At 71.4% G+C, this 25,520-nt stretch carries 25 protein-coding genes; 10 read left to right on the forward strand and 15 right to left on the reverse strand.

Annotated features, from left to right (window positions below; translation table 11 throughout):
* The first annotated feature begins 71 nt into the window (after positions 1–71).
* Positions 72–383 carry a hypothetical protein gene (locus AB0I98_RS22995; RefSeq protein ID WP_362944560.1) on the forward strand — a complete coding sequence of 104 codons (312 nt, stop codon included), beginning with the start codon at positions 72–74 and terminating at the stop codon, positions 381–383.
* A gap of 54 nt (positions 384–437) precedes the next feature.
* Here AB0I98_RS22995 and AB0I98_RS23000 read toward each other — a convergent pair whose 3' ends face one another.
* From AB0I98_RS23000 to AB0I98_RS23010, 3 genes are all read right to left on the reverse strand, one after another.
* Positions 438–1,214 (reverse strand): hypothetical protein, encoded by a 777-nt coding sequence (locus AB0I98_RS23000; protein ID WP_362944704.1) that lies wholly within the window; start codon positions 1,212–1,214, stop codon positions 438–440.
* Positions 1,215–1,495: 281 nt separating this feature from the next.
* Positions 1,496–2,713 carry an acetyl-CoA C-acetyltransferase gene (locus tag AB0I98_RS23005; protein WP_362944562.1) on the reverse strand — a complete coding sequence of 406 codons (1,218 nt, stop codon included), beginning with the start codon at positions 2,711–2,713 and terminating at the stop codon, positions 1,496–1,498.
* A gap of 133 nt (positions 2,714–2,846) precedes the next feature.
* Positions 2,847–3,866: an SGNH/GDSL hydrolase family protein gene (locus tag AB0I98_RS23010; protein WP_362944564.1), complete on the reverse strand. Its 1,020-nt coding sequence runs from the start codon at positions 3,864–3,866 to the stop codon at positions 2,847–2,849.
* Between the two features lie 161 nt (positions 3,867–4,027).
* On the opposite strand from AB0I98_RS23010, the gene AB0I98_RS23015 reads away from it, so the two are divergent.
* A complete protein-coding gene (locus AB0I98_RS23015) occupies positions 4,028–5,416 on the forward strand; it encodes a cystathionine beta-synthase (RefSeq protein ID WP_301981601.1) in 1,389 nt (462 codons plus the stop codon).
* Between the two features lie 348 nt (positions 5,417–5,764).
* On the opposite strand, the gene AB0I98_RS23020 is transcribed toward AB0I98_RS23015, so the two are convergent.
* Complete coding sequence (locus AB0I98_RS23020) at positions 5,765–6,595, reverse strand: helix-turn-helix transcriptional regulator (protein ID WP_362944566.1); 831 nt, start codon at positions 6,593–6,595, stop codon at positions 5,765–5,767.
* A gap of 144 nt (positions 6,596–6,739) precedes the next feature.
* Between AB0I98_RS23020 and AB0I98_RS23025 the strand changes: the two genes are divergently transcribed.
* Complete coding sequence (locus AB0I98_RS23025) at positions 6,740–7,501, forward strand: SDR family oxidoreductase (RefSeq protein WP_362944568.1); 762 nt, start codon at positions 6,740–6,742, stop codon at positions 7,499–7,501.
* 12 nt (positions 7,502–7,513) lie between these two features.
* Here the strand turns inward: AB0I98_RS23025 and AB0I98_RS23030 are convergent, their stop codons facing one another.
* The 5 genes from AB0I98_RS23030 to AB0I98_RS23050 all read right to left on the reverse strand — a co-directional run bounded on the left by AB0I98_RS23030 (position 7,514) and on the right by AB0I98_RS23050 (position 11,306).
* Positions 7,514–7,945 (reverse strand): hypothetical protein, encoded by a 432-nt coding sequence (locus AB0I98_RS23030; RefSeq protein WP_362944706.1) that lies wholly within the window; start codon positions 7,943–7,945, stop codon positions 7,514–7,516.
* Positions 7,946–8,019: 74 nt separating this feature from the next.
* Positions 8,020–8,952: an ABC transporter substrate-binding protein gene (locus AB0I98_RS23035; RefSeq protein WP_362944570.1), complete on the reverse strand. Its 933-nt coding sequence runs from the start codon at positions 8,950–8,952 to the stop codon at positions 8,020–8,022.
* Positions 8,953–8,962: 10 nt separating this feature from the next.
* On the reverse strand, positions 8,963–9,625 hold the full coding sequence (locus AB0I98_RS23040) for an ABC transporter permease (protein ID WP_362944708.1): 663 nt from the start codon (positions 9,623–9,625) through the stop codon (positions 8,963–8,965).
* Complete coding sequence (locus AB0I98_RS23045; protein ID WP_362944572.1) at positions 9,625–10,266, reverse strand: ABC transporter permease; 642 nt, start codon at positions 10,264–10,266, stop codon at positions 9,625–9,627. The genes AB0I98_RS23040 and AB0I98_RS23045 overlap by 1 nt, the downstream gene beginning before the upstream one ends.
* A complete protein-coding gene (locus AB0I98_RS23050; RefSeq protein ID WP_362944574.1) occupies positions 10,263–11,306 on the reverse strand; it encodes an ATP-binding cassette domain-containing protein in 1,044 nt (347 codons plus the stop codon). Before AB0I98_RS23050 ends, AB0I98_RS23045 begins: the two co-directional genes overlap by 4 nt.
* Before the next feature lie 141 nt (positions 11,307–11,447).
* Between AB0I98_RS23050 and AB0I98_RS23055 the strand changes: the two genes are divergently transcribed.
* From AB0I98_RS23055 to AB0I98_RS23065, 3 genes are all read left to right on the forward strand, one after another.
* Positions 11,448–12,956 (forward strand): aromatic amino acid ammonia-lyase, encoded by a 1,509-nt coding sequence (locus AB0I98_RS23055; RefSeq protein ID WP_362944576.1) that lies wholly within the window; start codon positions 11,448–11,450, stop codon positions 12,954–12,956.
* Positions 12,953–13,813, forward strand: coding sequence for a MurR/RpiR family transcriptional regulator (locus tag AB0I98_RS23060; protein ID WP_362944578.1), 861 nt, complete (start codon positions 12,953–12,955; stop codon positions 13,811–13,813). Before AB0I98_RS23055 ends, AB0I98_RS23060 begins: the two co-directional genes overlap by 4 nt.
* Positions 13,814–13,924: 111 nt before the next feature.
* The gene (locus AB0I98_RS23065; protein WP_362944580.1) at positions 13,925–14,509 is read left to right on the forward strand and encodes a hypothetical protein; all 585 of its coding nucleotides are present in this window, start codon (positions 13,925–13,927) and stop codon (positions 14,507–14,509) included.
* Between the two features lie 16 nt (positions 14,510–14,525).
* On the opposite strand, the gene AB0I98_RS23070 is transcribed toward AB0I98_RS23065, so the two are convergent.
* The 5 genes from AB0I98_RS23070 to AB0I98_RS23090 form a co-directional block, all read right to left on the reverse strand.
* Positions 14,526–14,900, reverse strand: coding sequence for a hypothetical protein (locus tag AB0I98_RS23070; RefSeq protein ID WP_362944582.1), 375 nt, complete (start codon positions 14,898–14,900; stop codon positions 14,526–14,528).
* Positions 14,901–14,913: 13 nt separating this feature from the next.
* The gene (locus AB0I98_RS23075) at positions 14,914–15,399 is read right to left on the reverse strand and encodes a roadblock/LC7 domain-containing protein (protein WP_362944584.1); all 486 of its coding nucleotides are present in this window, start codon (positions 15,397–15,399) and stop codon (positions 14,914–14,916) included.
* 22 nt (positions 15,400–15,421) lie between these two features.
* On the reverse strand, positions 15,422–16,171 hold the full coding sequence (locus tag AB0I98_RS23080) for a transcriptional regulator (RefSeq protein ID WP_362944586.1): 750 nt from the start codon (positions 16,169–16,171) through the stop codon (positions 15,422–15,424).
* Positions 16,168–16,560, reverse strand: coding sequence for a hypothetical protein (locus AB0I98_RS23085; protein WP_362944588.1), 393 nt, complete (start codon positions 16,558–16,560; stop codon positions 16,168–16,170). Before AB0I98_RS23085 ends, AB0I98_RS23080 begins: the two co-directional genes overlap by 4 nt.
* A 169-nt stretch (positions 16,561–16,729) precedes the next feature.
* Positions 16,730–18,109, reverse strand: coding sequence for a diaminopimelate decarboxylase (locus AB0I98_RS23090; protein ID WP_362944590.1), 1,380 nt, complete (start codon positions 18,107–18,109; stop codon positions 16,730–16,732).
* Between the two features lie 174 nt (positions 18,110–18,283).
* On the opposite strand from AB0I98_RS23090, the gene hutU reads away from it, so the two are divergent.
* From hutU to hutI, 4 genes are all read left to right on the forward strand, one after another.
* The gene (hutU, locus tag AB0I98_RS23095; RefSeq protein WP_362944591.1) at positions 18,284–19,948 is read left to right on the forward strand and encodes a urocanate hydratase; all 1,665 of its coding nucleotides are present in this window, start codon (positions 18,284–18,286) and stop codon (positions 19,946–19,948) included.
* A 206-nt stretch (positions 19,949–20,154) separates the two neighbouring features.
* Positions 20,155–21,357, forward strand: a complete 1,203-nt coding sequence (locus AB0I98_RS23100; protein WP_362944593.1) for an allantoate amidohydrolase — start codon at positions 20,155–20,157, stop codon at positions 21,355–21,357.
* Positions 21,348–22,691 carry a formimidoylglutamate deiminase gene (locus AB0I98_RS23105; protein WP_362944710.1) on the forward strand — a complete coding sequence of 448 codons (1,344 nt, stop codon included), beginning with the start codon at positions 21,348–21,350 and terminating at the stop codon, positions 22,689–22,691. The genes AB0I98_RS23100 and AB0I98_RS23105 overlap by 10 nt, the downstream gene beginning before the upstream one ends.
* Before the next feature lie 32 nt (positions 22,692–22,723).
* The gene (hutI, locus tag AB0I98_RS23110; RefSeq protein ID WP_362944595.1) at positions 22,724–23,899 is read left to right on the forward strand and encodes an imidazolonepropionase; all 1,176 of its coding nucleotides are present in this window, start codon (positions 22,724–22,726) and stop codon (positions 23,897–23,899) included.
* 49 nt (positions 23,900–23,948) lie between these two features.
* Here the strand turns inward: hutI and AB0I98_RS23115 are convergent, their stop codons facing one another.
* Complete coding sequence (locus AB0I98_RS23115) at positions 23,949–25,463, reverse strand: RICIN domain-containing protein (RefSeq protein WP_362944597.1); 1,515 nt, start codon at positions 25,461–25,463, stop codon at positions 23,949–23,951.
* Positions 25,464–25,520 lie beyond the last annotated feature (57 nt).

Below are 25,520 nucleotides of genomic sequence, written 5' to 3' on the forward strand. Positions count from 1 at the left end.
GTCCTTCAGGTCACCGTGCCTGAGCGTTCGCGTGTTGGCAACAGTGCGGGGAGACTGCGTAGGCTCGGTGCGTGGTTGATACGACGCCCTTGACTCGAGCTGTGGATCACTTTGCCGATCGGTTGCGGGCTGCTCCGCAGAGTCGGCTGCAGCGGGGTGCTGCCGCTGAGGCATTGGGGTTGGCCCGGGAGTTGGCTCGGTGGGCGCAGGTTGTGGAGGCGCCTGAGGTCGAGCCTCGGGAGATGCCGGACGCGGGGATGTTTGCCGCCGCCGATCAAATCACCGTTGCTGTGCATGACTTGGCTGTTGTGCTTCAGAGCGAGGGTGAGGTTGAGGAGGCTGTGCGGATGGTGGTTGAGGCGCAGAAGAGGGCGGGGGTCTAGGGTGCGTTGGCGTCTGCGGGTGCGTTGTGGCTTGTCGCGCAGTTCCCCGCGCCCCTAAAGGGACGCTATGACCCTGTCCGCCAAGATGTAGACCGTCTCTTCGCCGCACTCGAACGTCAGCGTGTACGCACCTGAGATGCCTGAGCCGCCCAGGAGGGTGGGGGTTTTGCCTTGGGTGAGGGCCTTTGCGAGGCGTTCTGCTGTTTCTCGGTGGCCGGGGGTCATGCAGAGGGTGGTGCCGTCGGCGAAGACGTAGACGTCGAGGGTGCCTAGGGGGCCGGGGCGGACGTCGGTGAGTTCTACGCGGTCGGCGGCGAGTTCCTCGAGGGTGGCTACGGTGCGCTCGTGGTCGTTGACGACCGGTGACTGGACGGGGACGAAGTCCGGGTGGGAGGGGTGGCGGCGGCGGGCCGCGGCCAACTCGGGGGAGTCTCCGGCGTACTCGTCGGCGTCCGTGCCCGGTTCGGTGACCGGCTCGAGCGGTTCCAGGCCCGCGAAGTCGCTCTGGCGGGGCAGGAAGATCTCGCTGTCGGAGAGGCCCAGCAGGGTCGGCGCGTCGGCGTCACGGGCCTCCTGGGCGGCCCAGAAGGCGCGTGCCTCGGCCAGCTCGCGCTCGCGCTCCTCGGCGAGGGCCTCGGTCACGGCGGCGCGTATCTCATCGACGTCGGCGGAGGGGCGTGCGGCGGGCACGCGCGGGCGGGCGGTGGTGCGGCTCTCGGCCAGCTCGGTGTGCAGGGCCGCGACCTGCCGGCGCAGCACCACGAGGGTGCGCAGGACGGCGACGCCCACGGCGCCTGTGGCGGCCGTGGTGAGCAGCAAGGCGATCGGCATGGCGCTCACTGACGTACTCCCGGTTCAAAGTCGACCCCCGACTTCCTACATCAGCTTGAAGGGAGGACTATCCCGCTGTCAGTGCGTAACGTCACGAATGGGACAGGTCTTTGGGCCTGATGTTTGGTCGTGAAACGGCTCTGAGCTGCGTAAATCCCTCTCGCGAGGGAGATAGGTCACATCCTGGGGGAGATTGGATCACAAAACGGCCCAGAACCTTGGAGTTTCAGGGGTTCTGGGCCGAAGTCTCACGCTGGGTCGTGAGTTGACTACTCAGGGGCTCAGCTCAGGCGCTCGATGACCATGGCCATGCCCTGGCCGCCGCCGACGCACATCGTCTCCAGGCCGAACTGCTTGTCGTGGAACTGGAGGGAGTTGATGAGCGTGGTGGTGATGCGGGCGCCGGTCATGCCGAAGGGGTGGCCCACGGCGATGGCGCCGCCGTTGATGTTCAGTTTGTCGATGTCGATGCCCAGGTCGCGGTAGGAGGGGATCACCTGCGCGGCGAACGCCTCGTTGATCTCGACCAGGTCGATGTCGTCGATGGTCAGGCCGGCGCGCTGGAGGGCCTGCTTGCTGGCCTCCACCGGGCCGAGGCCCATGATCTCGGGGGACAGGCCCGAGACGCCGGTGGAGACGATGCGGGCGAGGGGCGTGAGGCCGAGCTCGCGGGCCTTGGTGTCGGACATGATCACGACCGCGGCGGCGCCGTCGTTCAGGGGGCAGCAGTTGCCGGCGGTGACCAGGCCGTCGGGGCGGAAGACCGGCTTCAGGCCTGCCACGCCCTCCATGGTGACGCCCGGGCGGGGGCCGTCGTCCTTGCTGATGACCGTGCCGTCGGGGAGGGTGACCGGGGTGATCTCGCGCTCCCAGAAGCCGTTCTTGATGGCTTCCTCGGCGAGGTTCTGCGAGCGGACGCCGAACTCGTCCATGTCCTGGCGGGTGATGCCCTTCGCCCGGGCGAGGTTCTCGGCGGTCTGGCCCATGGCGATGTACGGGTCGGGGAGGAGGCCGTCCTCCCGCGGGTCGTGCCAGGTGGAGCCCTCGGACTCGGCTACGGCGGCGGTGCGGGCCTCGGCGTCGGCGAACAGCGGGTTGCGCGCGCCGGGCATGTCGGAGGAGCCGTTGGCGTAGCGGGACACCATCTCGACGCCGGCCGAGATGAAGACGTCGCCCTCGCCGGCCTTGATGGCGTGCAGGGCCATGCGGCTCGTCTGGAGGGACGAGGAGCAGTAGCGGGTGATCGTGCAGCCGGGGAGGTGGTCCATGCCCATCTGCACGGCGACGATCCGGCCGAGGTTGTGGCCCTGCTCGCCGCCGGGGAGGCCACAGCCGAGCATCAGGTCGTCGATGTCCCTGGGGTCGAGCCCGGGAACCTTGGCGAGGGCCGCCTGGATGATCGTGGCGGTCAGGTCGTCCGGGCGCAGGTCCTTGAGGGAGCCCTTGCCGGCGCGGCCGATGGGGGAGCGGGCGGTCGAGACGATCACGGCTTCGGGCATCACGGCTCCATTGACGTACGAGCGATATACGGGCAGGGCTGGTTGGGAAGTTACCCGTACGTATGGCCCAGGTCACGGGTGCGGCGGTGTGACTAGGGCCGCAATTTTCTAAGCGCTTGCTTTTTGGGTGGTGCTACGACGGTTGCGGCGCCGGGTCCGTGACGGTCACCCGGCGGCGCCGCCTCCGCTTCAGCAGTGCCCACGGTCCCCGCGGTCCCGTCGGCATCGCTGCCGTGACCTCCGTGCCGGCCTCCGAGGCGGCCTCGGCCGCGGCGCGGGCCACCGGGAGGAAGCCCTCGCGGCGGGAGGCGTCGGGGCGCTCCTCCTCCGCCGGCCAGAGGCCGAGGGAGGCGCAGACCGTGGGGAGGACGGCCATGGCGGCGGTGGCGTAACCCTCCGCTGACGGGTGGTAGTGGTCGGGGCCGAAGAGTTCCCGCGGATTCGCCGCGAACTCGGGGCCCAGCAGGTCGCCCAGGGACACCGTGCGCCCGCCCTGCTCGACGGTGCCGATCGTCTGGGCCGCCGCCAGTTGGCGGGACGCCCGGCGGGCCAGCCAGCGCAGCGGCTGCTGGACCGGCTCGATCGTGCCGAGGTCGGGGCAGGTGCCGACGACCACCTCCGCGCCGGCGGTGCGCAGCCGCCGTACCGCCGCCGAGAGATGACGCACCGAGCGCGTCGGCGGCATCCGATTCGTGACGTCGTTCGCGCCGATCATGATCACGCAGACGTCGGGCGTGAGCGCCGGGTCCGCGAGGACCAGCGTCACCTGGCGGTCCAGGTCGTCCGAGCAGGCCCCCGGCAGTGCCACGTTCCGCAGCTCCACGGGCCGTTCCGCCACCGCCGCGAGCCCGGAGGCGAGCAGCGCGCCCGGTGTCTGGCCGGCCCGGCGCACACCCTGGCCGGAGGCCGTGGAGTCGCCCAGCATCGCCAGCCGCAGGGGTGGTGAGTCAGGGGTGGTGTAGGTGTCGCCGTACCGGCCGTCCGCGTTCGGCGGGTGGGGTGACGTGCCGTTGTTGACATGGCGCTTGGCCAGCTGCACCTCCGCCAGCAGCAGCCCCACGGCCGCGGCGCCGGCCAGGCCGATCCCACCGCCCCCGTACGCCGCGCCGGCCGCGATCCGCCGGGCCACCCGCGCCCTCGACATGCTCGTCATACGTAGCCGCCACCTCCTCATTGCCGTACATCCACTGCTTGCCCCGTACGGGGCGTCGCCCAATCTCAACGGCGAGTGAACGACCGCCACGCTGAAGCCGAAGGTCATAGGCTGGCGGAACCAATCACGACCACTTCTTTTGCAAGCATCCGGAGACAACGGTGCAATTCCACGACTCGATGATCAGTCTCGTCGGCAACACCCCGCTGGTGAGGCTCAACAACGTCACCAAGGGCATCAGGGCCACCGTCCTGGCCAAGGTGGAGTACTTCAACCCGGGCGGCTCGGTGAAGGACCGCATCGCGCTGCGCATGATCGAGGCCGCGGAGAAGAGCGGGGAGCTGCGGCCCGGCGGCACGATCGTCGAGCCGACCAGCGGCAACACCGGTGTGGGGCTGGCCATCGTGGCCCAGCAGAAGGGGTACAAGTGCATCTTCGTGTGCCCCGACAAGGTGAGCACCGACAAGATCAATGTGCTGCGGGCCTACGGCGCCGAGGTGGTCGTATGCCCCACCGCCGTCGACCCCGAGCACCCCGACTCGTACTACAACGTCTCCGACCGCCTCGTGCGCGAGACGCCCGGCGCGTGGAAGCCCGACCAGTACTCCAACCCCAACAACCCCCTCTCGCACTATCACTCCACCGGCCCCGAGCTGTGGGAGCAGACGGAGGGACGGATCACGCACTTCGTGACCGGCGTCGGCACCGGCGGGACCATCTCCGGCACCGGGCGGTATCTGAAGGACGTCAGCGACGGCAAGGTGCGGGTCGTCGGCGCCGACCCGGAGGGGTCCGTGTACTCGGGCGGGTCCGGGCGGCCGTATCTCGTCGAGGGCGTCGGTGAGGACTTCTGGCCTACTGCGTACGACCGGACGGTCGCCGACGAGATCGTGGCGGTCTCCGACAAGGACTCGTTCCAGATGACCCGGCGGCTGGCCAAGGAAGAGGGGCTGCTGGTCGGCGGTTCCTGCGGTATGGCCGTCGTCGCGGCGCTGCGGGTCGCCGAGCGGCTCGGGCCGGACGATGTCGTGGTCGTCCTGCTGCCCGACAGCGGACGCGGTTACCTCAGCAAGATCTTCAACGACGAGTGGATGGCCGACTACGGCTTCCTGGAGGACGAGGGCCCCAGCGCCCGCGTCGCCGACGTGCTCGACGACAAGGAGCACGGCGCCATCCCCCACCTCGTCCATATGCACCCGGACGAAACGGTCGGCCAGGCAATCGAGGTGCTGCGCGAGTACGGCGTCTCGCAGATGCCGATCGTCAAGCCGGGCGCCGGGCACCCGGACGTGATGGCCGCCGAGGTGGTCGGTTCCGTGGTCGAACGGGAGCTGCTCGACGCGCTGTTCACCAAGACGGCCTCGCTGGAGGACCCGCTGGAGAAGCACATGTCCCCGCCGCTGCCGCAGGTCGGCTCCGGCGAGCCGGTCGCGGACCTGATGTCCGTGCTGGGCAAGGCGGACGCGGCGATCGTCCTGGTCGAGGGCAAGCCGACCGGCGTGATCGGCCGACAGGACCTGCTGGCCTTCCTCGCCAAGGGCGGGAAGTAGGGCCGGGCAGGCCCTGAGCGGGAAACGTCCGGTGAACGGACCGTGGACGTGGGGAACTTGCGGTGATCAACGGCCTTCGTGGACTTCGCGGAAGTGGTACGAGCGCGTCACGTCCGCGCAGCACCCGCTTAACACGGGTCCGGCACATTAGTGGGTGTCGGCAGGGCGGGAGCGGCTCCCCGCCCCGGCCGACGCCGAACGGCGTCAAGGACCTCCGGAGCGGCTCCCGGACCTCCATGGACGCCTAGGACGCGCAAGCCCGGCCTGACCCGGCACGCGTCCCTCGCGGGGACCGCCGTCGTCCCGCCCCCCGGTAACGGGGGTGCGGCGGTCCCCGCGAAAGCTTTTTCAGCGGGCGTTCGTGCTCGCCCAACTCCCCAGCAGCGCCAGCCTCTCCGCCGTCTCCGAACCCGGTTCCGGCGTGTAGACCACGATCGACTGGTCCGGGTCCGCCTGGACCGCCAGCGTCTCGTAGGGGAGGGTCAGCAGGCCCGCGACCGGGTGCTGGATGCGTTTCACTCCGCATACGCAGGCCTCGACCTGGTGGTCCGCCCACAGCCGGCGGAAGTCCTCGCTCTTGACGGAGAGTTCGCCGACCCGGGCGGACAGGTCGGGGTCGCCCTGATGGTGGCCGGCGTCCAGTCGTAGATGGGCGACCACCTGGGCGGCGACCGCGGGCCAGTCGGGGTAGCGGTCGTGCGCGTCGGGGGCGAGAAAGACCTGGTGCGGCAGGTTGCGCGCGGCGCGGGGCACGCGGCTGAAGCCGCCGACCGCGTCGCCGAGGGCGTTCCAGGCGAGGACATCCAGATGGCGGCCCAGCACATAGGCCGGGGTGCGCTCCATGCCGTCGAGTATCAGCTGGACGCCGGGCCGGACCCGGGGCGTCGGCGGGCGGTGTTCGCGCGAGCGGCGGGGCCGGGCCACCGTCCGCAGATACGCGCACTCCGTCTCGTCCAGCCGCAGCACCCGCGCCACCGCGTCCAGGACCGCGTCCGACACATGCGGCCCCCGCCCCTGTTCGAGCCGCACGTAGTAGTCGACACTCACCCCGGCCAGCTGCGCCACCTCCTCGCGGCGCAGCCCCGGCACCCGGCGCCGCCCGTACGAGGGCAGCCCCACCTCCGCGGGCTGGATACGAGCGCGGCGCGAGCGCAGAAAATCTCCGAGTTCCCCGTCCATGGCTTCGAGCGTAGGCGCTGGCGCGCTCGCGAACCTGGTTCTGCCAGACCCAGGAAAAGCTCATCCCTGGGTAAGGCGCCGGCGGGCGCCCAGTGTGGTCGGTGCCGCCGGGGAGACGCCCCGGCCGCGACCTGGGAGTACTTCATGTCGTACGAGAGCTTGAACGGCCGTACCGCCGTCGTGACCGGAGCCGCCAGCGGCATCGGTGAGGCCATCGCCCTGCAGCTGGCCGCGGAGGGTGTGCGGGTCGCGCTGCTGGCCCGGCGCGGGGAGCGGCTGGAGGCGATCGCCGGGAAGATCCGGGCGGACGGGGGCGAGGCCCTCGCGGTCGTCGCCGACGTCACCGATGACGCGTCCGTGGCGGCGGCCAAGGACCGGGTCCAGGGGGCGTACGGGGCCGTGGACCTGGTCGTCAACTCCGCCGGTGTGATGGTGCCGAGCCCCATCGACCAGGGGGACGTCGCCGCCTGGACGCGGATGATCGACACCAATGTGAGCGGGGTGCTGCGGATCACCGGCGCGTTCACCGGGGACCTGATCGGCGTCGCTGCCGAGGGGCGTACCGCGGACCTGGTGAACATCTCGTCCGTCGGCGCGCATCTGACGTTCCCGAACTACGCGGTGTACGGGGCGACCAAGGCCGCGCTCACCCATCTCTCCCAGTGCCTGCGCACCGAGTTCGGCCCGCGGGACGTACGGGTCACCAACGTGGAGCCCGGCTTCACCGACAGCGAGCTGCGGGACCACGTCACCGATCCGGTGCGGGCCGGGGAGCTGGACGCGATGGTCACCGCGGTGGGCTCGCTGACGTCCGAGGAGGTCGCCGACCTGGTGACGTACACGGTCAGCAGGCCGGGCCACGTCAACCTGCGGCAGGTCATGGTCCTGCCGACCCGCCAGGCCTGAGGGCCCGCGCGGTCACCCCTCCCAGTCGCTGTCCTGGGAGGACTTGCGGCGCCGGCGGAACAGGCCGGGGTTGTTGCGGGCGGCCTGGACGACGTTGACGCCGACGATGCCCGCCCAGGCGACGAGCAGGCCCGGCAGATCCGCGACGCCGCCGCCGATCCCGGACAGCGGTACCGCGAGGATCAGCGAGACGATCCCGAAGCCCCAGCGTTCGCCGAAGGTGTCGGAGTCGTTGGCCTTCGGCGACCGGGAGTCGCGGGCCACCACCATCTGCTGCTCGGCGAGCTGCCGGCGCACCCGGCGCTCCACCGCGCCGTCGATGCGCTGGTCGACCTTCTCCAGGAACGAGTCGACCAGCGCTGACTCGTACTCCTCGCCCAGCTCCCTGCGAGCCTGCAGGGTGGCGTTGAGTTCCTTCTTGACTTCGGCGTCCCGCGCGTCCATTCCCGTCATGCGCTCCACGGTAGGCAGGGCGGACGGGGGCCGCACTGGGGTTAGCCCCCCTGTTCGTCCTCGGGCTACTTGGTGAGCCCGTGCTGCCTGGCGTAGTCGTTCGCCACGTCCTCCGGGTCCTTCTTGTCCTTGTCGACCTGGCGGTTCAGCTCGGTGAGCTGGGCCGTGGTCAGGACGTTGCCGAGCTGTGCGAGCGCCTTGCGGACGGTGGAGTCGGCCTTGCGGTCGGCGATGAGGGGGACGATGTGCTGGCCGGGGATGAGGTTCTTGGGGTCGGACAGGACCACCCAGTCGTTGGCCACGATGTCGGTGTCGGTGGTGAAGAGGTTCGCCACGTCCACGTCGCCCTTCTTGAGGGCGCCCTTGACCAGCGGACCGGAGGAGTCCAGCGACTTGAACTCCTTGAACTCCACCCCGTACACCTCCTTCAGGCCTACGACACCCACCTCGCGCTTCTTGACCTCGGGCGCCGCGCCGATGACCAGCTTGCCGTTCTGCTTCTTCAGGTCGGCGAGGGAGGTCAGGCCGTACTTCTTCGCGGTCTCCTGGGTGACGGCGAAGGCGTCGGAGTCCTCGGCCTGGCCGTACGGCAGGACCTGGAGGCCGGCGGGGAGGGCCATGGCGAGGGCGTTCTGCATCTCGCCCTCCTCCGTGGCCGTCGACTTGGTGTCGAGGTAGTGCAGCAGGGCGCCCTGGTACTCGGGGAGGAGGTCGATGTCGCCGCCCTTGAGCGCGGGGATGAGGATCTCGCGGGTGCCGAGGTTGGGGCGGACGGTCGTCTTGACGCCGGCCGACTCCAGGACGGCCGCGTAGAGGTAGCCCAGCACCTGGTTCTCGGTGAAGTTGGCGGTGCCGATGGTGATGCCGCTCTTGCTGGAGCCGCCGCCACCGCTGGTGGTGCCTTGGCCGTCGAGGGAGGTGACGCCGCTGGAGCAGGCGGACAGGGCGGTGACGGAGCCTGCTGCGAACAGGCCGCCGAGGAGCGTACGACGATTCATTGCGGGTTCCCTAGGCGGTGCGGTGGCGGAAAAGGAAGCGCTGGAGGCCGGAGAGGGCGAGGTCGAGGCCGATGGCGATCACGGCGACGAGGACCGCGCCGCCCATCACCTGCACGAGGTCGCGCTGGGCCAGGCCGTCGAAGACGTAGCGGCCCAGGCCGCCGAAGGAGACATACGCGGCGATGGTGGCCGTGGCGACGACCTGGATCAGCGCCAGGCGCAGGCCGGTCATGATCAGGGGGAGGGCGAGGGGGAGTTCCACCTGGAAGAGAACCTGGTGGGCGCGCATGCCCTGGCCCTTCGCCGCGTCCTTCACATCGGGGTCCACGGCCGTCATGCCGGCGTAGGTGTTGGTGACGATCGCGGGGACCGCGAGGGCGACCAGGGCGACGTACACCGGGGTCATGGACAGGCCGCTGGCGAGGAAGACCAGCACGACCAGGCCGACGGTCGGCAGCGCGCGGCCGAAGGACGCGAGGTTGATCGCGACGAAGGCGCCCTTGCCGGTGTGGCCGATCAGCAGGCCGAGGGGGAGGCCGATCGCGGCCGCGATGAGGGTCGCGAGCAGCGAGTACTGGAGGTGCTCGGCGAGGCGGTGGGCGATGCCGTCGGAGCCCTGCCACTGCGCGCCGCTGGTCAGCCAGCTGCCGAGGTCCTTGAAGAGTTCGTACATCAGGCTCGCCGCCTCTTCCACGGGGTGAGGGCGTACTGGAGGGCGACCAGGAGCGCGTCCGCGACCACGGCGAGCAGCAGTGTGAGGACCACTCCTACGATCACCGGGGTCGGGAAGTTGCGCTGGAAGCCGTCCGTGAACAGCTGGCCGAGGCCGCCGTCGCCGATGTAGGTCGCGACGGAGACCAGGGAGATGGACATGACGGTCGCGATCCGTACGCCCGCCATGATCACGGGGAGGGCGAGGGGGAGTTCGACCGTGAGGAGCGTGCGCAACGGGCGCGTGCCCATCGCCTTCGCCGCCTCCTTCGTCTTCGCGGGGACGGAGTCGAGCCCCTCGACCGTGTTCCGCAGCAGCACGACCAGCGTGTAGACCGTCAGGCCGATGACGGTCGTCGTGCGGGTCAGGCCGCTGACCGGGAGCAGCAGCACGAAGATCGCGATCGACGGGATCGTGAACAGCACGTTCGAGAAGCCGAGCAGGAACCCGCGCAGCGGGCGGATCCGGTGGGCCACGACCGCGAGCGGGAGCGAGATCAGCAGGCCGAAGAAGACCGCGGACAGGGCCGCCTGGAGGTGGGAGACCGTGAGGGTGGTCAGGTCGTCGGTGTGGTCGGATATCCACGACCAGTCGATGGTCATGCGGCCACTCGCGCTTCGCTGTGCGCGTTGCCCGCGTGCTCGTGGATGTCGTCGCGGGACGAGACGCCGGTGAGGACACCGTCGGCGTCGACGCGGGCGATCAGGCCGGTGGGGGAGGCGACGGACTCGTTGAGTGCGGACAGCAGGGAGTCGGTGTCCCCCAGCGGTCGTACGGGGATCCGGTCGCCCTTGTCCGATGTCGGCGCCCAGTGGAGGGGCTTGCGTGCCTCGTCGAGTACGAGGGTCCAGTCGCCGCCCTCCGGTGCGGGGCCCTGCGGGACCTCGGCGAGGGTCTTCAGCGAGAGCAGCTTCAGGCCGCGCTCGGCGCCGAGGAAGTCGGCCACGAAGTCGTCGGCGGGGCGGGCGAGCAGTTCGGCGGGGGTCGCGCACTGCACGAGGTGGCCGCCGGTGCGGAAGATCGCGATCTGGTCGCCGAGGCGGACGGCCTCGTCGACGTCGTGGGTGACGAAGACGATGGTCTTGTTCAACTCCTGCTGGAGGCGGAGGAGTTCGTCCTGGAGCTGGGTGCGGACGACGGGGTCGACCGCACCGAACGGCTCGTCCATCAGCAGGACGGGCGGGTCGGCGGCGAGCGCGCGGGCCACGCCGACGCGCTGCTGCTGGCCGCCGGAGAGCTGGTGCGGGTACCGCTTGCCGGTGTCGGCGCCGAGGCCGACGGTCTCCAGCAGCTCGGCCGCGCGGGAGCGTGCCTTGCGGCGGCCCCAGCCGAGCAGGAGCGGCACGGTGGCGATGTTGTCGAGCACCGTGCGGTGCGGGAAGAGTCCGGCCTGCTGGATGACGTACCCGATGGAGCGGCGCAGTTCGGCCGCGTCCTGCCGGGTGACGTCCTTGCCGCCGACCTGGATGGTGCCGGAGGTCGGGTCGACCATCCGGTTGATCATCCGGAGGGTGGTCGTCTTTCCGCAACCGGAGGATCCGACCAGCACGGTGACGCCGCCTTCCGGCATCTCCAGGGAGAGGTCGTCGACTGCTGTCGTGCCGTTCGGGAAGCGCTTGTGGACCGCGTCGAACTGGATCATGATGTGTCCCTTGCCCGGCTGTATAACGTCATGCAGAGTTCTTTGTGTCTGAATAGGTTGTCAATGCTCGGGCGTTAATCCGAGGTAACGGATGACCGGCAGGCAAGATCGAATGTCCGACTTGAGGGGAGCTTGGGCCTTATGTCGTCTCGGATCGTGGACATGCCGGAGGCCGCGCACACCGGCCTGGTCGTCCTCGACGGTGTCGGGCTCGGCGTCGCGGACGTCGTGCGCCTCGCCGACGGTGCCGCGCGGCCGGTCCCCGGGACCGAGGCCATGAAACGCGCCGAGGAGTCCTGGGACGCCGCCCGGCAGATCGCCGCGACCGGACGCGTCTACGGCCGGTCCACCGGCGTCGGCGCCAACCGGAACGAGGACGTGCCCACCGAGGCCGCCGCCGGACACGGCCTCCGCCTGCTGCGCAGCCACGCCGGCGGCATCGGCGACGAGCTCCCGGCCCGGCAGGTACGGGCCATGCTCGCCGTCCGCGCCAATCAACTGCTGGCGGGCGGCTCGGGCCTGCGCCCCTCCGTCGTCACGGCCCTGTGCGAGGCGCTGGAGAGCGGCGCGTACCCGGTCGTGAACGAGTTCGGCTCGGTCGGCACCGGCGACCTCGCCGCCCTCGCGCAGGTCGGCCTCGCGCTGGCCGGCGAGCACCCATGGCGCGGCTCCGGCGCCCCCGAACCGCAGCCCCTCGACAACAACGACGCCCTCGCGCTGATCAGCAGCAACGCCCTCACCCTCGGCCAGGCCGCCCTCGCCCTGCACGAACTGCGCGGGCTGATCGGCGCCACCCAGGTCGTCGGCGCGCTGTCACTGCTCGCCGTCGACGGTTCGTACGAGGCGTACGCCGCCCCCGTGCACGCCGCCCGCCCGCACCGGGGTTCCTCCGAAGTCGCCCGCCGGATGCGGGAGTTGCTCGGTGCCGCGGACCGGCCGACCCCTCCCCTCGGGCGGATCCAGGACCCGTACGGATTCCGCTGCCTGCCCCAGATCCACGGGCCCGCGCAGGACGCGGCGGACGCGCTGGAGGAGGTGCTGGGCGTCGAGATCAACGCCGCCGCCGAGAACCCGCTGATCTCCCCCGAGGACATGACCGCCTACCACCACGGCGGCTTCTACCAGGCCCAACTCGCCCTGTCCCTGGACCACTTCAGGCTCGCGCTCACACAGGTGGCGAGGCTGTCCACCTCCCGCCTGTCCACCCTCAACGAGCCCGCCTACACCCGCCTCAAGCCCTTCCTCGCCGACAACGAACCCGCCTCCTCCGGCGTGATGATCCTCGAGTACGCCGCCGCGGCCGCCCTCGGTGACCTGCGGGCCTTCTCCGCTCCCGCGTCGCTCGGCCACGCTGTACTCTCCCGGGGCGTCGAGGAGCAGGCCAGCTTCGCCTCGCTCGCCGCCCGGCAGACGCTGCGGGCGTGCGGCGCGTACCGTCTCGTCGTGGGCTGCGAACTCGTCGCCGCCGTACGGGCGTTGCGCCTGCGCGACCTCAGGCCCGACCCCGAGCTGCCGGTCGGCCGGGCGCTGGAGCTGGCCGAGTCGGTGCTCGACGACGACCTGGCCGACCGGCCGCTCACGGACGACGTGACGGCCGCGACCGCACTGCTGGACCGGTTCACGGACATCTGGAGGGGCAGCGAGTCATGACCGCCGAGGGGAGTACGAGCGTGACCGACAGCCCGGCCGCACGGCTGCAGGCGCTCTTCGAGGGGCACCGGCTGACGCCGACCCAGCGGCGCATCGCGCACAGCATGGTGCGGCGGGCCGCCGAGGTGCCGTTCCTGTCCAGCGTGGAGCTGGCCGAACTGGCCGGGGTCAGCCAGCCGTCGGTGACCCGGTTCGCGGTCGCCCTCGGCTTCGACGGCTACCCCGCGCTGCGCAAGCACCTGCGCGAGGTCGCGCCCGCCGAACAGACGGGGGCCTCGGCGTCGTACAACGAGTACCAGCAGGCCGTCGAGGCCGAGATCGAGAACCTGAAGCATCTGGCCGAGCTGCTGGCCGATCCGCGGCCGGTCGCGAGGGCGGGCACGCTGCTGGCCGTGTCCCGCCCACTGCCGGTGCTCGGGCTGCGGGCCGCGGCCTCCCAGGCGTACGGCTTCGCCTACTTCGCCGCCAAGGTCCATCCGGACGTCCGGCTGCTCAACGAGGGCGGCACGATGATCCACGACCGGATCGACGCGGCGGTCCGGGCCGGCGCGTCCGCCCTGCTGTGCTTCGCGCTGCCGAGGCATCCGAGGGAGGTCGTGGACACACTGGGCTACGCCAAGGAGGCGGGGCTGACGGTGGTCACGGTCGCCGACTCCGCGTTCGCGCCGGTCGCCAAGGTGTCCGACCTGCTGCTGCCCGCCGCCGTCGGCACGGGGCTCGCCTTCGACACCGCCTGCGCGCCGATGCTGCTGGGCCGGGTGCTGCTGGAGGCGATGTGCGACGACCTGCCCGACGCCCAGGCCCGCCTGGAGGAGTTCGACGCGAAGGCGGCGGCGAAGGGGCTCTTCGTCGAGTGACGCGGTGAAGTGACGCGGTGAAGTGACGCGTCTCTTAGATTCGTCTCACGTTGTGCCGCTAACCTCCCGCTCCGACAAGCACTGTGTGCCAACGCGACGAGGAGGCGGGAAGTGTCACGCGGAGGTCAGGGGCTGGCTCGGGTGGCCGTCGTCGTACGGGCCGGAGCGGCACCCATGTGGTGGCTGGGTGTGGTGGCGGCAGGCATCGGGATCCTGGTGCCGGGGCTGACGGGACGGCGGATCGGGGTGCTCGCCGGGGCCGCGCTGTTCATCGTGGGGATGGCCGTGGTGGCCTGGGGCCGGCGTAAGCGGTACGTCGCCCTCGCCCAGTCGGCCGCCCGCGCCGGCAAGCACGACGTACTCCAGGACCGGCATGTGACGGTACGGAACTGGCGGCGCGGGCACCGGTGGTGGCTGCTGCTCGCCTTCCTCGCCGCCGTCGGCAGCGCGTTCGCCGTCCCGGTCGCCGGCGGGCTGCTGCTGGCCGGGTGCGGGGTCGGGCTGTGGCTGAAGGCGGCGTGGCTCGGGCGGCGCGAGCGGGCGGGGGACGCGTTGTTGTGGGTACGGGTGGATTGGCTGGGCCGTAACGGTGGGGGTCCGGTCGGCAAGACCGTGAAGGCCTACCGCAGCACCGGCATCGCGGCGGGCGACGCGGCCCCGGGTGGGGCGCGGCGCCGGGCCACTGCGCTGGCTTGAGCGGTCCTTCGGGGCGTTACACCTCTAGGTCCTGCTCGATCTTCCTCAGTTGGTGGCGGGCCATTGCCAGGTTGGAGCGTTTGGCGTCCAGGACCAGGTAGAGGAAGAGGCCGTTGCCGCTGCGGCCGGTGAGCAGGCGGATCAGGTGGTACTGGTCGGAGAGCGTGATCAGAATGTCCTCGAGCTGGCCCTTCAGGCCGAGGTGCTCCATCGTGCGCATCTTGGCGCGTACGACGTCGGTGTTGCCGGCCGCAGCCACGCCGAGGTCGAAGTTCTTGCTGCCGCCCAGCGTGCCGAGTGCCATGCCGGACGTGTAGTCGACGAGCGCGACGCCGGTCGCGCCTTCTATGGACGTCAGGGCCTCTTTGAGTGCGGTCTCGGTGTTGGCCATGTCGGGGCTCCTCTCAACTTTCGGTGGTGGTGGGTGTGGTGCGGTTGGTGCGGGGAGTTCTCGTGCGGGTGGGCGGGGACTTGGGCGCGGCACCGGTCGCCGCCTTGGTAGGGGCCGGCCTCGTCTTGGGCCGGGCGTTGACGAGCTCTCCGATACGGGTGGCCGCGCGGCGGCCCTCCAGGTGGAGGCGGCCGACGCTCACGTCGTCCCGGGCCAGCAGCGTCAGTACGGCGCTGCGGCCCGCCGCGTACGTCGCCACATAGCCCTGCACGCCGCGCACCAGCAGTTCGCGCAGCTCGCCCTGGCCGGTGACGTCCGTCATCCGTACGGCCACGCCCAGCGCGGCGGCGGTCAGAGCGGCGACGCTCTCGGGTTCGCAGCCGGGGGTGTCCGCGGCGATGACCAGGCCGTCGACACTGGCGGCGAGGGCGCCGGTGAGCTGGGGGACGCGGGTGGTGAGCCGGTGGAGTTCGTCGAGTATTGCCGGGTCGGCCGCCATCAGGGTTCTTCTCCTCGGTCGGTCAAAGGGCCTCCAGCGCATCCCTGACTCTCTTCAGCAAGGCGATGTCGGGATCGGGCGGTGGCAGCGGTAGCGGCTCGGCGGGCGCGGAGGCCCGGGCACCGTGTGCGGTGGCCGCCGTCACCAGCCCCGCCGCCGCCAACCGCCGCATGTCCACCAGCGTGTGGAACGCCGGGCGGCCCAGCTCCCGTGCGATGTCCGTCGCCGTCCGGACGCCGTCCACCCGGGTCAGGACCGCCCGCTGCCGGGGGGTGACGGGCGGGGCGTCCGCGGGGTCGGCCCTGATGAGGGGATCGGCGTCCGTCGTGGGATCGGGCCAGATGGCGTGCAGGAGGTCGCGCCGGCGGAGCGTCTCGTGTTCCACGGCGGCCACCGGGACCGGGCGGCCGGGGCCGGGCGTGGGCGCGGCCTCGTAACGGAAGCGGCCCGGTGTGCTGCTGGGGGACAGGGCGAAGTACGCGGCGTCGTAGAGCGCGAGCAGATGGCAGATCTCCAGGGCGCCCTCGGCGAGGTCGGGCCGGGTGAGCAGCGCGTCGAGGCCGGGGGAGGACGGGCTCTCGGCGTGCACCACATGGCCCTCGGCGAGGTGGAGCGTGCCGCGTTCGCGCAGCAGGACGCCGGTGGCGCGCTCGTCGGCGAGCCGGCTCAGCATCGGCGACACACCGACCCTCGCACGCCGGTCGGCCGCCGCTCGGTCCCGTACCGGCAGGCGGGGCGGCGGTGTGGCCGGGGAGGTCCGCACGGTCGTCATCCCAGCACCAGCCGTCCGGCCATCTCGCCGAGCCGGATCCGGGCCAGTGCGAGGTTGCCTTCCGCGCGGGCCAGCCACAGATGCAGGAACACGCTGCTGTCGAAGGACGTCCACACGAACCGCAGCACGTGATAGCTGTCCCGGTTGCTGATGATCAGGTCCTCGACCGGGAGATCCGCCTCATCGGCGTCGTCGCCCGGCGCGAACGCCCGGTGTTCGGCGGCCAGCCGGGCCAGCTCGGCCGTCTCCGCGGCGGTGGTGTCCGGGTCGCCGCCGGGAGACTCGCCGACCGAGCCCAGGGCCAGGCCGCTGGTCCAGTCGACCAGGGCGGCGCCCCGGGCACCGGGCAGCCGCATGGCTTCCTGTAAGCACTCGTCGATTCCGGGCACCGTGGCTCCCCTCCCGCCTGGTGTTCGGCTGAGTGACGCCGAAACTACGCTCCGTGTGAGCGGCGGGTGAGGGTTCTGGCATTTTCCAGTGGAACATGCGGCGAGTGGCTAAGGTGGGTCAACTGACCCTGTTTGCCCAGCCGTTGAGCCGCTGCTCCGCCGGGGTGCGTCAAGGGCGCCCGGGTGCGCGAAGGGTGGTGAGAGCGGACGCGTGCGCCCCTCCCGATTCGGCCACGATCTCGTCGATGCTCTGCGGCTCCCGCACCGTCGCGAAGGCGACACCCCCGGAGCCGTCCGGCGCGAAGCCGTAGATCCCGGGCCGGGCAAGCGAGTTGTACGCGTAGTGGTGCGCGAAGTAGTACGCGCCCGTGTCCAGCGCCGCCGCATAGTCGCCCTGCTCCAGCAGGGGCAGCGCCCGCCCCTCGGCGAGCAGATCACCCGAGAAGCACGCCGGACCAGCCACGTCCTGCACCACCTCGGGCCCCTCCTTGGGCCGCCCCTTCCCGTCGTACGCGGCGATCCTGAGCGGCCACGACCCCGGCGCATACACCGTCCGCGCCGCCACCTGCACGCCCGCGTGCGTGACCGCCACCTGCCGCCCGCCCGCGCTCTTGGCGTACTCGACCCGCGCCACCACCGTCCCGTGCTTGGCCAGCAACGACCGCCCGAACTCGGTCACCAGCCCGTACCGCCCGTCGAACAGCCCCGGCACCTCCTCCCGCAGCACCCGCGCGTACTGCGCGTACGTCGGCGTCGTCGCGTCCGAGGCGAAGTTCACCGGCAGCCCGCCGCCGATGTCGATCGTGTCGATCTGCGGCCGCCCGATCCGCCGGTTGATCTCCTCCGCGAGCGCGAATGTCTCCGCGGTGCCCCGCGCCATCAGCGACAGCGGAATGCCCTGCGACCCGGTGTGCGCATGCAGCCGCGTCAGCCACGGGCGCACGGCATACGCCCGTACGACCCACTCCCGCGCCCCCTCGTCCCGTAGCGCCACCCCGAACTTCGAGGTCGCCGTCGCTGTGGACGTCGCCTCGATGGAACCCCCGCCGACCTGCGGATTCACCCGTATCCCCAGGGGTGAGCGGCTGATCGCGGACTTCATCAGCCCGTCGATACGGTCCAGCTCCTGCGGATTGTCCGCGTTGACGGCGATCCCCAGCGCCAGCGCCTCGCGCAGCTCGGCCGGAGTCTTCGCGGGTGAGTCCAGCACCGTCCGGTCCGGCGACAGCCCCGCCGCCCGCGCCAGGGCCAGCTCACCGGGGCTCGCGACTTCCGCGCCGATCCCCTCGTCCCGCAGCAGCCGCAGCACCGGCACCAGCGGGGTCGCCTTCACCGCGAAGGCGTGCAGCACCGGCGTCCACGGCGCCACGACCGCGTCGAACGCGGCCCGCAGCTCGGCCGCCGACTCCCGGATGCCGGTGACGTCGAGAAGCCCGACGATGGGAGTGTCCGGGCCGAGCAGCCCCTGCTCCACGGCCGCACGGACCGCCTCGTCGCGGCGGCCGGTCCGGTCGAGGCCGCTCTCGCGGTGGTCGGTGATGTGGTCCATGGCATCCCCCGTCGTGTCGTTGCCCGCGGCCGGCCTGTGTATCCAGCCAAACACCGGTGACCTACCCATGCTGACGCGGCAATGTATTGACTAGTTCTATTCATGAAGTCAGGATGTGAATAACGGCAGCAACAGTCGGCGTACATCCGCAGTACACCCGCTAGGAGGCAGACCATGTCAGGACCCCGCCCCGTACGAGCCCCGCGCGGTACGGAACTGAGTGCCCTGGGATGGCAGCAGGAAGCCGCCCTGCGGATGCTGCAGAACAACCTCGACCCCGAGGTCGCCGAGCACCCCGACAAGCTCGTCGTCTACGGCGGCACGGGCAAGGCGGCGCGTGACTGGCGCTCCTTCGACGCGATGGTCCGCACGCTGCGGACCCTCAAGCAGGACGAGACCATGCTCGTCCAGTCCGGCCGCCCCGTCGGCGTCATGCAGACCCACGAGTGGGCGCCGCGCGTCCTCATCGCCAACTCCAACCTCGTCGGCGACTGGGCCAACTGGGAGGAGTTCCGCCGCCTCGAGCAGCTGGGCCTGACCATGTACGGCCAGATGACCGCCGGCTCCTGGATCTACATCGGCACGCAGGGCATCCTCCAGGGCACCTACGAGACCTTCGCCGCCGTCGCCGCGAAGAAGTTCGGCGGGACGCTGGCGGGGACGATCACGCTGACCGCCGGGCTCGGTGGCATGGGCGGCGCCCAGCCGCTCGCCGTGACCATGAACGACGGCGTCGCCATCTGCATCGACTGCGACCCGCGCGCCATCGAGCGGCGGATCGAGCACCGGTACCTCGACGTACGCGCCGACTCCCTGGAGCACGCCCTCCAGCTGGCCGTCGAGGCCCGTGACGCCCGGCGTCCGCTCTCCATCGGCCTGCTCGGCAACGCGGCGGAGCTGCTGCCGCGCATGCTCGCCGAGAGCGCCCCCATCGACATCGTGACGGACCAGACGTCCGCGCACGATCCGCTGGCGTACCTGCCGCTCGGCGTCGACTTCGACGACATGGCGTCCTACGCCGCGAAGGACCCCGCCGGGTTCACGACCCGTGCGCGTGAGTCCATGGCCCGTCATGTCGAGGCCATGGTCGGCTTCATGGACGCCGGTGCGGAGGTCTTCGACTACGGCAACTCGATCCGTGGCGAGGCCCAACTCGCCGGGTACGAGCGGTCGTTCGCCTTCCCCGGGTTCGTCCCCGCCTACATCCGCCCCCTCTTCTGCGAGGGCAAGGGCCCCTTCCGCTGGGCCGCGCTGTCCGGTGAGGCGTCCGACATCGCCAAGACCGACAAGGCGATCCTCGACCTCTTCCCCGAGAACGAGTCCCTGCACCGCTGGATCAAGATGGCCGGTGAGCGCGTCCACTTCCAGGGGCTGCCCGCGCGTATCTGCTGGCTCGGGTACGGGGAGCGGGACAAGGCCGGTGAGCGGTTCAACGACATGGTGGCGAGCGGTGAGCTGGCCGCGCCGCTGGCGATCGGGCGGGATCACCTCGACAGTGGGTCCGTGGCGTCTCCGTACCGGGAGACCGAGGCCATGCTGGACGGCTCCGACGCGATTGCCGACTGGCCTCTGCTGAACGCGATGGTGAACGTTGCCTCCGGTGCGTCCTGGGTGTCCATTCACCATGGCGGTGGGGTCGGCATGGGGCGGTCGATCCACGCCGGCCAGGTCTCGGTCGCCGACGGCACGAAGCTCGCCGGCGAGAAGCTGCGGCGTGTGCTGACGAATGACCCCGGGATGGGGGTCATCCGGCATGTCGATGCCGGGTACGACATCGCGGAGTCGGCTGCGGATGAGCGGGGTGTGCGGGTGCCTATGCGTGAAGGCGACGACGCGTGAACCAGCGTGAAAGCGGGCACGGCAACCCTCCGGTGGGGGCTCAGGTCTCGTCGCCGGGTGCGGGTCCGGCTGTGCCCACCCGTTCCGCCCTGCGGAACGACTGCCCACAGCCTGGCGGGGCTGCCGGACAGCCTGGCGGGGGTACCGGACAGCCCGGCCGGACCGAGGGCTCGCAGCCGGCGTCAGCTGCCGGCTCCTTTCAGGAGATGTGGCGGGAGCTGCTCCCCATCGGCCGTCACCCCGACTCCCACGGCTATCGCCGATTCGCCTGGACCGGTGCCGACGCCGAGTGCCGGGACTGGTTCAGGGCGCAGGCTGAGGGCCGTGGGCTGACGTACGAGCTCGACCGCAACGGCAACCAGTGGGCCTGGCTCGGGGACCCGGCCGAGGGGGACGCTGTCGTCACCGGGTCGCATCTTGATTCCGTGCCCGATGGTGGGGCCTTTGACGGGCCGCTCGGGGTCGTGTCCTCCTTCGCCGCGCTCGATGAGCTGCGTCGGCGCGGCGCCCGGTTCGCCAAGCCCCTCGCCATCGTCAACTTCGGCGATGAGGAGGGTGCGCGGTTCGGGCTGGCCTGTGTCGGGTCGCGGCTGGCCGCCGGGCAGCTGACCGTCGAGCAGGCGCATCGGCTGACCGATGGGGACGGGGTGACGCTGCCGCGGGCCATGGAGGCCGCCGGGTACGACCCGGAGGCCATCGGGCCGGACCCCGAACGGCTCGCTCGTATCGGCGCGTTCGTCGAGCTGCATGTCGAGCAGGGGCGGGCGCTGGACCTCAGCGGCGATCGGGTGGGCATCGCCAGTGCCATCTGGCCGCACGGGCGGTGGCGGTTCGACTTCCGGGGTGAGGCCAACCATGCCGGGACCACGCGGCTGGTGGACCGGCGGGACCCCATGCTGTCGTACGCCGAGACCGTGCTGGCCGCCCGCAGGGAGGCTCAACTCGCCGGTGCTGTCGCCACCTTCGGCAAGATCGTGGTCGAGCCGAACGGGGTGAACGCGATTCCCTCCTTGGTGCGTGGCTGGCTCGACTCCCGTGCCGCCGATCAGGAGAGCCTGGACGCGGTGGTCGGCGGTGTCGAGAAGGCGGCCCGCGAGTACGCCGACGCGCACGGCATCGACCTCCACGTCGTACGGGAGTCCTTCACGCCCGTCGTCGAGTTCGACCACACCCTGCGCGACGAACTCGGCCGCATCCTCGGCAAGGACACCGACTTGAAGGTGCCCGTGCTGGGTACCGGGGCCGGACACGACGCCGGGATCCTCTCCGGGACCATCCCGACCGCCATGCTGTTCGTGCGCAACCCCACGGGCGTCTCGCACTCCCCGGCCGAGTTCGCGGCCGAGGACGACTGCGTGGCCGGGGTGACCGCACTCGCCGACGTACTGGAAGGGCTGGCCTGCAGGTGACACCGAAGACCTACTGGCTGGAGCACGCCTGGCTCGACACCCACGTCGAGCCGGGCGTCGCGGTCGACATTGATGACGGGCGGATCACCGCCGTCCGCCAGGGCGTCGACACCCCGCCCCCCGGCGCCGAGATCCTCCGCGGACTCACCCTTCCCGGGCTCGCCAACGCCCACAGTCACGCCTTCCATCGTGCCCTGCGTGGCACCGTCCAGGTCGGCTCCGGCACCTTCTGGACCTGGCGCGAGGTCATGTACTCGTTCGCCGACCGGCTGACCCCGGACAGCTACCACGCGCTGGCCCGTGCCGTGTACGCCGAGATGGCACTCGCCGGCATCACGTCCGTCGGTGAGTTCCACTACGTCCACCACGCCCCCGGCGGCATCCCCTACGCCGACCCCAACGCCATGGGCGAAGCCCTCATCGCGGCAGCCGCCGACGCCGGTATCCGCATCACCCTCCTCGACACCGCCTACCTTTCCTCCGGCTTCGGACAGCCGCCCAACACCCACCAGCTCCGCTTCTCCGACGGCAGCGCGGACGCCTGGGCAGAACGCTGTTCAGTTCTCAAGGAACGGGATCACGCGCGGATCGGTGCGGCGATTCACTCCGTACGGGCCGTGCCCGCCGACCAGTTGGCGACCGTGGCGCGGTGGGCGGAGGAGCGGCGGGCCCCGCTCCATGTGCACCTGTCCGAGCAGACCGCCGAGAACGACGCCTGCCGTCAGGCCCACGGGTGCACGCCCACCCAGCTCCTCGCCGAGCACGGGGTCCTCGGGCCGCGCACCACCGGCGTGCACAACACCCACCTCACCGACGAGGACATCCGGCTCCTGGGCGCCGGCACCACCGGCACCTGTATGTGCCCGACCACCGAGCGGGACCTGGCCGACGGCATCGGGCCCGCCGTCGCCCTGCAGAGAGCCGGCTCCCGGCTCTGTCTCGGCTCCGACAGCCATGCCGTCATCGACCTGCTCGAAGAGGCACGCGCGATGGAGCTGAACGAGCGGCTGCGCACCCGCACCCGGGGTCACTGGACGGCCGCCGCCCTGCTGCGCGCCGCCTCCGCCGACGGTCACGCGGCCCTCGGCTGGGGCGACGCGGGCACCATCGAGATGGGCGCTCTCGCCGACCTCACGACGATCGCCCTCGACTCGGTCAGAACAGCGGGGCCGCTGCCCAGGCTCGGCGCCGAGACGGCCGTATTCGCCGCGACGGCAGCGGACGTACGGCACACGATCGTCGGCGGGCGGCACGTCGTACGAGACGGGGCGCACGCCCTCGTACCCGATGTGCCGCAAGCGCTCGCGCGGGCAGTCGATGCCCTCCGCGCCTGACGGCCGCCGACCCCAGCACCCACGAGGACGCCATGAGCAGCAGCACCGCCATCACCAACATCGCCACGCTGGTCACCAACAACCCCTCCCTCGGTGACAGATCTCCCCTCGGTCTGATCCAGGACGCGGCAGTCGTCGTCGACGGCGACCGCATCGCGTGGACCGGTGAATCAAGCAAAGCACCCGCCACTGACAATCGGGTCGACGCCGGCGGCCGGGCCGTCCTCCCCGGCTTCGTCGACTCCCACTCCCACCTCGTCTTCGCGGGCGACCGGACCGCCGAGTTCAACGCCCGGATGTCCGGCCGGTCCTACAGCGCGGGCGGCATCCGTACGACCGTCGCCGCCACCCGCGCCGCGAGCGACGCGGAACTCGAGGCGAACCTGACCCGTTACCTCGACGAGGCCCTCCGCCAGGGCACCACCACCTTCGAGACCAAGTCGGGTTACGGCCTGACCGTCGAGGACGAGTCCCGCGCCCTGCGCATCGCCGCCGCGCACACGGACGAGGTCACCTTCCTCGGCGCCCACATCGTGTCCCCGGACCACGCCGACGACCCGGCCGCGTATGTAGCCCTGGTCACCGGCGAGATGCTCGACGCCTGCGCTCCGTACGCCCGTTGGATCGACGTCTTCTGCGAGAAGGGCGCCTTCGACGGCGACCAGGCGCGCACGATCCTCACGGCCGGCAAGGCGAAGGGCCTGCACCCGCGCGTCCACGCCAACCAGCTCTCCTACGGCCCCGGCGTCCAGCTCGCGGTAGAACTCGACGCCGCCAGCGCCGACCACTGCACCCACCTCACGGACGCGGACGTCGACGCCCTGGCCAACAGCGCCACTGTCGCCACGCTCCTCCCCGGCGCCGAGTTCTCCACCCGCGCCGAGTGGCCGAACGCCCGCCGCCTCCTGGACGCGGGCGTCACCGTCGCCCTCTCCACCGACTGCAACCCGGGCTCGTCCTTCACCTCCTCCGTCCCCTTCTGCATCGCCCTCGCGGTACGGGACATGGGGATGACACCGGACGAGGCGGTCTGGTCGGCCACGGCAGGCGGCGCGGCAGCCCTCCGCCGCGACGACATCGGTCACCTGACCCCGGGCGCCCGGGCCGACCTCACCCTCCTCGACGCCCCGAGCCACGTCCACCTGGCCTACCGGCCGGGCGTACCACTGGTCTCCGGCGTCTGGCGCAGGGGCGAGCGGCTGGTCTGAGGACCCTCCGCCTGTTCCTTGCCGGCGGGATGCTTCTCCGGGCACTCAGTCACCGCGCCCCCGCCCGCCACCGCTGCTCCGTACCCCCGCTCACCGCCACCAGCTCCACACCCCCGCCCCCATCCGGCGTCACCGCCGTCTCGACAGCGATCGCCGGACGGATCACCCCGTCACCGCCCACCGCGAACTTCAGGTTCTGCCCGTTGCCCCCGTACACGGACGCGCACTCCCAGATGCCCACGCCCTTGTCGGTGCCACCCCGGCTGTCCAGGCAGTACTCGGGGTCGGAATACGACTGGACGACACCCCGTCCCGCGTCCACCCGCCACCGCTGCGTAGGGGACGCACCGCACGGGGCCGTGATGACATCCGTGCCCTTCTCCATCACCCCGTCGCGGATGTCCAGGCACAGCCCCGATGCCGAGTTCACCACCTGGGCGTACGCATAGCCCGGCGGCTCATACGTCGGTGAGGGCGAAGGCGACTTCGGCGGCTTCGAGCTCCGCGAGGCAGAGGGCGTCGGCGACGGAGACGGGGACGGTGACTCGGAGGTCACCGAAGGGGAAGGAGACGGGCTCACCGGAACCGTCGCCGTGACCGTCACCGGCGGCGCACCCGGCGGTGTGGTGACCGAGCCCGCCGCGCCCACGGACGACGACCCGTCCGGCGACAACAGGTAGACCAACAGCGGCACCAGGGCCACGCCCAGCACCGCCGAGGCCAGCGCGAAGCGGCGGGACTGGGGCCAAGCGCCCGTAGTCGTACGGCCGTTGCTCCTCGGCTCGCTCGTGTCGCTGAGGACGTACGCCGTCCCCGCCCACGGGAGCAGCCCCTCCGCCAGCGCCGTGCGCGGGGTGTCACGCAGCGCCGACAGCTCCTCGAACGCGGCCGTGCAGTGCGGACAGTGGGCCATGTGGGCCTGCAGGTCGGCGCTGTCGCGTGGGCTGTCCGGCCGTACCGCCTCCTCGATGAGACGGCGGAAGTCCGCGCAGCGCGGGTCGTCCGAGGCGGCGAGGCGGGTGCGCAGACAGGCCTGGGCGAGTTGCTGGAGGGCTGGAGCCGTGCCGTATGTCACGTCGGCGCGGGTGAGGCCGAGCAGCGCGGCGGTGCGCTCGTCGGGTTCGCGCTCCACCACCGCGTACCAGATCAGGCCCTGTGTGCGGGAGGGGAGCGTCTGGAACGCCGGGAGCATCGAGGGGACCGGCGCGGCCGTGTTCAGCACCAGCAGCAGGCCCGCGTCCACCCCCGCCGCCCGCTCGTCCCCGGCCCACGCCGCGGCGACCTGCCCGGCCAGCAGCAGGAGCCGGTGCCGCCAGGGCACGTTCGGGTCGGTGCCGCGTGCCGTCTCGCGGGCGGCGAGGGTGAAGGCCTGGGCGGCGAGTTGCCGGGCCGCCGACTCGCTGGTCGTGCAGAGGCGGGCGTAGGCGAGGACGGCAGGGCGGTGGCGTTCGCGCAGTTCCTGCAGCGCCGGGTACGCGGTCGGGGTGTCGGCGCGCAGCAGCTCGGTCAGCCGTGCGTCGGACGCCCCGGAGTGCACGCCGTTCCCAGTCTCGCCCTGCGCCATCCTTGGCCCCTCCTCGCCTCCCGTCCTGACGTACCGGCCAGTTTGGGGTGCCCATAG

It is taken from the genome of Streptomyces sp. NPDC050211, from assembly GCF_040656035.1.
In the GTDB taxonomy this organism is placed as follows: Bacteria; Actinomycetota; Actinomycetes; order Streptomycetales; family Streptomycetaceae; genus Streptomyces.

What these genes read in the sequence shown, in the direction of transcription:
- AB0I98_RS23000 (WP_362944704.1), bottom strand. Translation starts at nt 1,214, where the DNA reads ATGCCGATCGCCTTGCTGCTCACCACGGCCGCCACAGGCGCCGTGGGC.
- AB0I98_RS23005 (WP_362944562.1), bottom strand. Translation starts at nt 2,713, where the DNA reads ATGCCCGAAGCCGTGATCGTCTCGACCGCCCGCTCCCCCATCGGCCGC.
- AB0I98_RS23010 (WP_362944564.1), bottom strand. Translation starts at nt 3,866, where the DNA reads ATGACGAGCATGTCGAGGGCGCGGGTGGCCCGGCGGATCGCGGCCGGC.
- AB0I98_RS23020 (WP_362944566.1), bottom strand. Translation starts at nt 6,595, where the DNA reads ATGGACGGGGAACTCGGAGATTTTCTGCGCTCGCGCCGCGCTCGTATC.
- AB0I98_RS23025 (WP_362944568.1), top strand. Translation starts at nt 6,740, where the DNA reads ATGTCGTACGAGAGCTTGAACGGCCGTACCGCCGTCGTGACCGGAGCC.
- AB0I98_RS23030 (WP_362944706.1), bottom strand. Translation starts at nt 7,945, where the DNA reads ATGGACGCGCGGGACGCCGAAGTCAAGAAGGAACTCAACGCCACCCTG.
- AB0I98_RS23035 (WP_362944570.1), bottom strand. Translation starts at nt 8,952, where the DNA reads ATGAATCGTCGTACGCTCCTCGGCGGCCTGTTCGCAGCAGGCTCCGTC.
- AB0I98_RS23040 (WP_362944708.1), bottom strand. Translation starts at nt 9,625, where the DNA reads ATGTACGAACTCTTCAAGGACCTCGGCAGCTGGCTGACCAGCGGCGCG.
- AB0I98_RS23045 (WP_362944572.1), bottom strand. Translation starts at nt 10,266, where the DNA reads ATGACCATCGACTGGTCGTGGATATCCGACCACACCGACGACCTGACC.
- AB0I98_RS23050 (WP_362944574.1), bottom strand. Translation starts at nt 11,306, where the DNA reads ATGATCCAGTTCGACGCGGTCCACAAGCGCTTCCCGAACGGCACGACA.
- AB0I98_RS23055 (WP_362944576.1), top strand. Translation starts at nt 11,448, where the DNA reads ATGTCGTCTCGGATCGTGGACATGCCGGAGGCCGCGCACACCGGCCTG.
- AB0I98_RS23060 (WP_362944578.1), top strand. Translation starts at nt 12,953, where the DNA reads ATGACCGCCGAGGGGAGTACGAGCGTGACCGACAGCCCGGCCGCACGG.
- AB0I98_RS23070 (WP_362944582.1), bottom strand. Translation starts at nt 14,900, where the DNA reads ATGGCCAACACCGAGACCGCACTCAAAGAGGCCCTGACGTCCATAGAA.
- AB0I98_RS23075 (WP_362944584.1), bottom strand. Translation starts at nt 15,399, where the DNA reads ATGGCGGCCGACCCGGCAATACTCGACGAACTCCACCGGCTCACCACC.
- AB0I98_RS23080 (WP_362944586.1), bottom strand. Translation starts at nt 16,171, where the DNA reads ATGACGACCGTGCGGACCTCCCCGGCCACACCGCCGCCCCGCCTGCCG.
- AB0I98_RS23090 (WP_362944590.1), bottom strand. Translation starts at nt 18,109, where the DNA reads ATGGACCACATCACCGACCACCGCGAGAGCGGCCTCGACCGGACCGGC.
- hutU (WP_362944591.1), top strand. Translation starts at nt 18,284, where the DNA reads ATGTCAGGACCCCGCCCCGTACGAGCCCCGCGCGGTACGGAACTGAGT.
- AB0I98_RS23100 (WP_362944593.1), top strand. Translation starts at nt 20,155, where the DNA reads ATGTGGCGGGAGCTGCTCCCCATCGGCCGTCACCCCGACTCCCACGGC.
- hutI (WP_362944595.1), top strand. Translation starts at nt 22,724, where the DNA reads ATGAGCAGCAGCACCGCCATCACCAACATCGCCACGCTGGTCACCAAC.
- AB0I98_RS23115 (WP_362944597.1), bottom strand. Translation starts at nt 25,463, where the DNA reads ATGGCGCAGGGCGAGACTGGGAACGGCGTGCACTCCGGGGCGTCCGAC.